This window comes from uncultured Microbacterium sp. (assembly GCF_913776565.1).
In the GTDB taxonomy this organism is placed as follows: domain Bacteria; phylum Actinomycetota; class Actinomycetes; order Actinomycetales; family Microbacteriaceae; genus Microbacterium.
Genome location: NZ_CAJYPF010000116.1, coordinates 1 through 7,258, shown reverse-complemented (window position 1 = coordinate 7,258; position 7,258 = coordinate 1). Strand labels below are relative to the sequence as shown.

Here is a 7,258-nt window from a genome sequence, read left to right as displayed (position 1 = left end):
CCGCTCGGCGAGGCGGTGCGGGCCGCGGCATCCGGGGCCACGGCCATGATGGACCTGTCGGACGGACTCGTCCTGGATGCGACGCGACTCGCCGACGCCTCAGGCGTGACGATCGCCCTGGATGCGGCGACCCTCGGCGACGATCCCGCCCGGGCCCTGGACGGGGGAGAGGACCACGGGTTCCTGGTGACCTTCCCCGGGAATGCCGAGCCGCTCGGCCGCCGCGTGGGGACGGTCGTCCCGCGACAGGCCGAGGCCGTGACGGTCGACGGCCGTGCGTGGACCGGCCGCGGCGGCTGGGATACCTACCGCGACTGGGACGCCGGGAGGGGCTGAGGCCGTTCAGTCGGCGGCGAGGAGCGGACGCCCCCACCACAGGGTCGTGTCGCCGTAGGCGCGGTCGCGATCGGGCTCGAGTCCCGCGGCCGCCCAGGCGGGGGCGGGGGAGCGCTTGGCCCGCTCGACGATCACCACGGCGTCCGGGCTGAGCCGCGGGGCCAGGGCGACGAGGGCCTTGGTCAGGTCGTCGTCCGAGATGTCGTAGGGCGGGTCGAGGAACACCAGATCCCACACCTGGGTGGATGCCATCAGGTACGGCGTGACGTGCGCGCGGTGCACGCGCGCGGGAGCTTTCACCCCGGCCGCACGCAACCGCTCGGCGTTCTTTTTGATGAGCGTCGCGGCCGTCGGCGCGAGCTCCACGAGGTCGGCCGAGGCCGCACCGCGGCTCAGGCTTTCGAGCGCGAGAGCGCCCGATCCGGCGTACAGGTCGGCCACGCGGGCGTCGTCGATGAGTCCCGCGGCGTCGAGCGCACCGAAGAGCGACTCGCGCACGCGATCACTCGTGGGGCGGGTGCCCTTCGGGGGGACGTCGAGGACCGTGCCGCCGGCGCGGCCCGAGATGATGCGGGTCACCCCTCCAGCCTAGGGCGGGGCGCGGGGTCCTCCCCGGGGCGCGACGGGGGCGTCGCGACCGGTGGTGTCGGGGCCCCTGCCTAGACTCGGAGCATGCCCGGTCTCTCGCTCGCCTCCCGGCTGGACGGCGCCATCGGCGGCAAGACCGCGACCGCGTTCGACAAGGCCTTCGGCGTCACCACGGTCGGCGAACTGCTCGAGCACTACCCCCGTCGCTACGCCCGGCGGGGCGAGCTCACCCCGATCGCCTCCCTCCCGCTCGGCGAGCCGGTCACGATCGTCGCCGAGGTGGTCAGCGCCAGCGAGCGGCGCATGCAGAACCGTCGGGGGTCCTTGCTCGAGGTCGTCATCAGCGACGGCGACGGACGCATGTCGCTGACCTTCTTCAACCAGCCGTGGCGGTTGAAGGACCTCACGCCCGGTCGGCGCGGCATCTTCTCGGGCAAGGTGGGCGAGTACCGTCGTCAGACGCAGCTGACCAACCCCGACTACGAGCTCTTCGACGACATCGCCGAGGCGATGGCCGAGGCCGAGGTCACCGCCAAGCGTCCGATTCCGATCTACCCCGCGACGAGTGCCGTTCCCAGCACGCTGGTGCAGAAGACGATCGCGCTGGTCCTCGACAGCCTGGGCGACGTCGACGACCCCCTGCCCGCCGACCTGCGCGCGCGCCGGGGCCTGCTCTCGGCGCGGCAGGCGCTCGAGAACATCCACCGCCCCGCCCACGACGACGACATCCCGCCCGCGGTCGAGACGCTCCGCATGCACGAGGCGTTCGTGCTGCAGACCGCCCTGCTGCAGCAGCGCCAGTTCGTCCGGGCCCTCTCGGCGCAGAAGCGCCCGGCCGCCCCCGGGGGACTGCTCGAACGTTTCGATGCGATCCTTCCCTTCGAGCTCACCCCCGATCAGCAGAGCGTCGGTGCGCAGCTGGCTGCCGACCTCGTCGGCGACTGGCCCATGAGCCGTCTCGTGCAGGGAGAAGTGGGATCCGGCAAGACGCTGGTGGCCCTGCGCGCCATGCTGCAGGTCGCCGAGTCCGGGGGGCAGTCCGCTCTGATCGCCCCGACCGAGGTGCTCGCCGGTCAGCATCTGCGTTCGATCGCACGCATGCTCGGGGCCGAGCTCGCCCCCGAGCTCATGCCGACGTTGCTGACCGGTCAGATGCCCGCGGCCGAACGTCGCCGCGCGGCGCTGCGCGTGGCATCCGGTCAGGCCCGCATCGTCGTGGGCACGCACGCGCTGCTCAGCGCGACGACGACTTTCGCCGACCTGGGTTTCGTCGTGGTCGACGAGCAGCACCGGTTCGGCGTCGATCAACGCGACGCCCTGCGCTCCAAGGGCCAGGCTCCGCACACCCTCGTCCTCACGGCGACCCCCATCCCGCGCACGGTCGCCATGACGGTGTTCGGCGACCTCGACGTGTCGACGATCCGCACCATGCCGGCCGGGCGGGCCGGCATCCAATCATTCGTCGCGCCCCTCGCCGAGAAGCCGGGCTGGTTCGCGCGCGTCTGGGATCGCGTGGCCGAAGAGGTCGCGCTCGGGCGTCAGGCCTTCGTGGTGTGTCCGGCGATCGACTCCGACCAGCTCGCCGCCGACGGCAAGAGCGACGAGCCCGCCGACGCGCCGGACGCCCCAGCCCCCACCGCGGCCGAGGGCAACCGCACCCGCTGGGGCGTCGTGCAGGTCGACGCTCTGCTGTCGAACCTGCCGTCGTTCCGCGACATCCGGGTGCAGATCCTGCACGGCAAGATGCCGTCGGACGAAAAGGATGCCGTCATGCAGGCCTTCGCCCGCGGCGACATCGACGTGCTCGTGGCGACGACCGTGATCGAGGTCGGCGTCGACGTCCCCAACGCGTCCACCATGGTGATCCTCGAGGCCGATCGCTTCGGCGTGTCGCAGCTGCATCAGCTGCGCGGCCGCGTCGGCCGCGGCGGCCTGCCGGGGCTCTGCCTGCTGGTGACCGAGGCCGCACCCGGCACCTCGGCCCGGTCGCGCGTCGAAGCGGTGGCATCCACCCTCGACGGGTTCGCCCTCGCCGAGATCGACCTCGACCTGCGCGGAGAGGGCGACGTGCTGGGCGGGGCGCAGTCCGGGGCGCGGTCGTCGCTGCGGTTGCTGCGCGTGGTCACCGACGCGGCGCTCATCACCGAGGCGCGGGCCGAGGGCGAGAAGCTGCTGGCCGACGACCCGGCCCTGACGCGGCATCCGGCCCTCGCCGCCGCCCTCGAGCGCCGCGTCGGCGTCGAGGAGCGCGCCGCCCTGGCCAAGTCCTGACCGGCGGGCCGCTCGCCCGCGGGGCGTCGGTAGGCTGGCGGCATGGACCCCCGGATCGCCGTCGTCCCCGGCTCGTTCGACCCGCCCACCCTCGGCCACCTCGACGTCATCCGCCGGGCCGCCGGACTGTTCGACCAGCTGCACGTGCTGGTCGTGCACAACCCGGGCAAAGAGGCGATGCTGCCCATCGCCCAGCGGCAGAGCCTGCTCGAGCAGTCGATCGCAGAGGCCGGCATCGAGGGCGACGTGATCGTGGCCGCGTGGAGCATGGGCCTGCTCGTCGACTACGCCACCGAGGTGGGGGCCCGCGTGCTGGTCAAGGGGATCCGCTCGCAGGTCGACGTCGCCTACGAAACCCCCATGGCGATCGTGAACCGCGACCTCGCGCATGTCGAGACGGTGTTCCTGCTCCCCGACCCCTCGCACGCTCTCGTGTCGAGTTCGCTCGTCCGTCAGGTGGCCGGTCTGGGCGGCGACGTGTCGCCGTACGTCCCCCCGGCGGTCGCGCGGTTGCTCGACACCGGGGCCCGCGGGATCTGACCCCGCGCGCGGGCGCGGCGCCCGGCCCCCGTCCAGGGGTGCGCGGGTAGCATTGTCGACCGTGAGAACCCACCGACCCGGACCTTTCCAGCTCCCCGTGCGCGACATCGAGCGCCACCCGGGAGAGATGCGCGAGCACAGCCTCGACCTGCCGACGCCCGAGAAATGGGGCGAGGGGCTCGTCTCGGTCGCCGAGGGCGAGATTCTCGAGCTCGACGTGCGGCTGGAGTCCGTGCACGAGGGCATCCTCGTGTCGGGCACCGTCGACACCACCGCCACCGGGGTGTGCGGGCGCTGCCTGATCGACATCACCGAGCCTGTCGAAGTCGAGTTCCAGGAACTTTTCGCGTATCCTGGGGACGAAGCGAGTGACTTCGGCGTTCAAGACGACCACGTGGATCTTGAAAACCTGGTCCGGGACGCCATCGTCCTGTCGCTTCCGTTCCAGCCGGTGTGTCAGCCGGATTGCCCCGGGCTCGACCCGAACACGGGCGAGAGGCTGACGGAAAGCCCCGGCGAATCGGAGCAGACGTCCGTTGATCCTCGATGGGCTGCGCTCCAGCAGTACACCCCAGACGACGGCGATGCGCTCCGCGCCGCCCCCAAGACAGAGAAGAGCTAGCCATGGCAGGTAACCCCCCGAAGCGGAAGGTCTCCCGCTCCAACACCCGCTCGCGCCGCGCGCAGTGGAAGGCCGAAGCCCCCGCGCTGGTCAAGACCATCGAGAACGGCAAGGTCGTCTACAGCCGCCCCCACCAGGCGAAGGTCGTCACCGACTCGCAGGGCACCGAGCTCTTCCTCGAGTACAAGGGCCGCAAGGTCGCCGACGTCTGATCGGTGACGTGACGCGAAACACCACCGAGCGCGAGACGCTCACCGAGAAGCTCGGGGTCGACATCGACCCCGAGCTTCTTTCGCTGGCCCTGACGCACCGTTCCTTCGCCTACGAGAACGGTGCGATCCCGCACAACGAGCGCCTCGAATTCCTCGGCGACTCCGTGCTGGGGCAAGCCGTCACCGTGCGGCTGTTCACCGGGCATCCGGATCTCGACGAGGGCAGCCTCGCCAAGCGGCGCGCGAGTGTCGTGTCGACCGTGGCCCTCGCCGAGGTGGCGCGCACCATCGGGCTGGGCGCGTTCATCCGCCTCGGTCGGGGCGAGATCCTCACCGGCGGACGCGACAAGGATTCGATCCTCGCCGACACCATGGAAGCGCTCATCGGCGCGACCTACCTGTCGGCCGGTCCCGACGAGGCCACGCGCATGGTGCTCCGCCTGGTCGAGCCGTTGCTGGCCGACCCCGAGCGCTACGGTGCCGCGATGGACCCCAAGACGAGCCTGCAGGAGATCGCCGCCCGGCTGGGCCTGTCGGCTCCCGTCTACCGCGTCGAGGCGACCGGGCCCGACCACGACCGACGGTTCATCGCCACGGTGACCGTCGGCGACGTGGAGACGACGGGGCCGGGGTCGAGCAAGAAGCAGGCCGAGATGGCCGCCGCGCTCACCGCCTGGCGCGAGCTCGACGCGCGTGCCTGAGCTCCCCGAGGTCGAGGTCGTCCGCGCCGGTCTCGAACCCGCGGTGACGGACGCGCTGATCACGTCGGTCGACGTCCGCGACGAGCGCGCGCTCACCCGGCACAGCGGGGGAGCGGCGCACTTCGAAGCCGAGCTCACCGGTCGGCGCATCTCGGCCGCCGTGCGTCGCGGAAAATTCCTGTGGATGCCGGTCTCGGACGAGGAGGCGATCGTCACGCACCTCGGCATGAGCGGTCAGATGCTGCTGCGCACCCCCGGGGCGCCCGAGGAGCGGCACGAACGGATCCGCGTCGAGCTGGAGCACCCGGTGCATGGGTCGCTGTCGGTCGTGTTCGCGGATCAGCGCACCTTCGGCTCGCTCGCGATCGACCCCCTCGTCGAGACCCCCGATCACGCCGCCGGTGGTCGCGGCTCCGCGCTCGCTCGGGTTCCCTCGCAGGTCGCGCACATCGCGCGGGACCCGCTCGACCCGGCGTTCGACGAGAGGCGGTTCCGCGCCCGGGTCGCGCGCACCTCGTCGGGGATCAAGCGCGTCCTGCTGGATCAGACGGTGGCCAGTGGCATCGGCAACATCTACGCCGACGAGTCGCTGTGGGCGGCACGCATCCACCCCGAGACCGCGGGCTCCGCGCTGCCGACCCGGGCCGTCAACCGCCTGCTCGCCGAGGTGCGGGCGGTGCTCGAGAAGGCGCTGGCCGAGGGCGGCACGAGCTTCGACGCGCAGTACGTCAACGTCAACGGGCAGGCGGGGTACTTCGCGCACTCCCTCAACGCCTACGGGCGCACGGGTCAGCCGTGCCCGCGGTGCGAGCGGCCGATCGTGCGGGTGTCGTTCATGAACCGCTCGAGTCACTTCTGCCCGCACTGCCAGCGCCGGCGCTGACGCGCTCCGCACGCGGAAGCCGCCGGCATCCGTCGCCCCGGGCAGGCCTGCGGCGACGGATGCCGGCGATTCACGCGATCAGTCGAGAACCTTCTTCCAGACGCCCTCGTACGAGATCGGCGCGAAGCCGATGCGTTCGTTGATCGAAAGCATCGGGCGGTTCTCCTCGGCGTTGTACGTCATCACTCGCGGAGACTCCGGGGCGACGTCGTGCCACGCGAGCAGACCCGCGCACTTGACGAGCATGCCGAGCCGATGACCGCGATGAGCGGCGACGACGAGGGTGTCCTCCTGGCTCGTCGCGGCGGTGCGGTCCTTGCCGATGACCAGTTCGTTGAAGGCCGCGAGCTCGCCGCTGTCGACGTGCTGGGCCGCGGTGACGAGCATGTGGCGTCCCGCGTCGGTGTATCCAGCTTCGTAGCGGCGCACGCGCGCGGCATCCCACACCTCCTCGTCGAACTCCAGATCGGCCGACGGCGCGTCGGTGACCATGCGCGACTTCATCCACGCGAACGACTCGACGAATTCGTCGGGGGTCGGCAGCGTCCACTGCACCACGCGGTAGCCGGCTGCAGCGGTCTCCGCCTCGGCCAGCAGCGCCTCGAGGTGCGGACGCGATCCGTCGAGCTCGAGCCGGCTGACCCGCACGATCTGTTCGAGGGTGCACCCGGATGCCGTGAGGAAGCGCGCGGCGTGATCCTCGGGGATCGAGCCGAACCCCGTGGGGGCCGCGAGTCGCGGTCCGTCGGCGGCGGGATGCTCCGCCCAGGCCTGAAGGACCGTGCGTCCCTCGGCGCGGGCGATGCGCTCGATCTCGGCGAACGCGGCCCGACCGATGCCGTGGCCCCACGCGGAGCGCCGGAGTTCGATGAGCCAGAAGCCGGTGCGCGCCCCGTCCTCCTGGGGGAGGTCGAGGCCGACGCGCCCCACGACGTCGCCGTGGAACACGACGATCCACGAGAACCGCTTCATCTCGGGTTTCGGTTGGTACAGCGGGAGCAGTTCATCGGCCGGCATCGAGGAGTCCTCGTGACCCGAGATCTCGGCGTAGACGAGGTTGCGTACGCGGACCATCTCGCGGAAGTCCGCGGCATCCGGGTCGTCG

General features: G+C 71.6%; 8 protein-coding genes and 1 pseudogene. 7 read left to right on the top strand and 2 right to left on the bottom strand.

Annotation, left to right across the window (positions count from 1 at the left end):
• Positions 1-336, top strand: a pseudogene (locus tag QZ433_RS06300) (thiamine-phosphate kinase); the annotation flags it as partial.
• Positions 337-342: 6 nt separating this feature from the next.
• On the opposite strand, the gene rsmD reads toward QZ433_RS06300, so the two are convergent.
• Positions 343-915 carry a 16S rRNA (guanine(966)-N(2))-methyltransferase RsmD gene (gene rsmD / locus QZ433_RS06295; protein WP_295780822.1) on the bottom strand — a complete coding sequence of 191 codons (573 nt, stop codon included), beginning with the start codon at positions 913-915 and terminating at the stop codon, positions 343-345.
• 93 nt (positions 916-1,008) lie between these two features.
• Here rsmD and QZ433_RS06290 point away from each other — a divergent pair, with 93 nt between their 5' ends.
• The 6 genes from QZ433_RS06290 (at position 1,009) to mutM (ending at position 6,153) form a co-directional block, all read left to right on the top strand.
• Positions 1,009-3,195, top strand: coding sequence for an ATP-dependent DNA helicase RecG (locus tag QZ433_RS06290; RefSeq protein WP_295780820.1), 2,187 nt, complete (start codon positions 1,009-1,011; stop codon positions 3,193-3,195).
• A gap of 42 nt (positions 3,196-3,237) precedes the next feature.
• Positions 3,238-3,735 carry a pantetheine-phosphate adenylyltransferase gene (gene coaD / locus QZ433_RS06285; protein WP_295780818.1) on the top strand — a complete coding sequence of 166 codons (498 nt, stop codon included), beginning with the start codon at positions 3,238-3,240 and terminating at the stop codon, positions 3,733-3,735.
• A gap of 127 nt (positions 3,736-3,862) precedes the next feature.
• Positions 3,863-4,357: a DUF177 domain-containing protein gene (locus QZ433_RS06280; protein WP_108319145.1), complete on the top strand. Its 495-nt coding sequence runs from the start codon at positions 3,863-3,865 to the stop codon at positions 4,355-4,357.
• A gap of 2 nt (positions 4,358-4,359) precedes the next feature.
• Positions 4,360-4,569, top strand: a complete 210-nt coding sequence (gene rpmF / locus QZ433_RS06275; protein ID WP_013586329.1) for a 50S ribosomal protein L32 — start codon at positions 4,360-4,362, stop codon at positions 4,567-4,569.
• Between the two features lie 8 nt (positions 4,570-4,577).
• The gene (rnc, locus tag QZ433_RS06270; protein ID WP_295780817.1) at positions 4,578-5,270 is read left to right on the top strand and encodes a ribonuclease III; all 693 of its coding nucleotides are present in this window, start codon (positions 4,578-4,580) and stop codon (positions 5,268-5,270) included.
• The gene (gene mutM, locus QZ433_RS06265; RefSeq protein WP_295780815.1) at positions 5,263-6,153 is read left to right on the top strand and encodes a bifunctional DNA-formamidopyrimidine glycosylase/DNA-(apurinic or apyrimidinic site) lyase; all 891 of its coding nucleotides are present in this window, start codon (positions 5,263-5,265) and stop codon (positions 6,151-6,153) included. The genes rnc and mutM overlap by 8 nt, the downstream gene beginning before the upstream one ends.
• 78 nt (positions 6,154-6,231) lie before the next feature.
• On the opposite strand, the gene QZ433_RS06260 is transcribed toward mutM, so the two are convergent.
• A partial coding sequence (locus QZ433_RS06260) for a GNAT family N-acetyltransferase (protein ID WP_295780813.1) occupies positions 6,232-7,258 on the bottom strand: 1,027 nt, incomplete at its 5' end.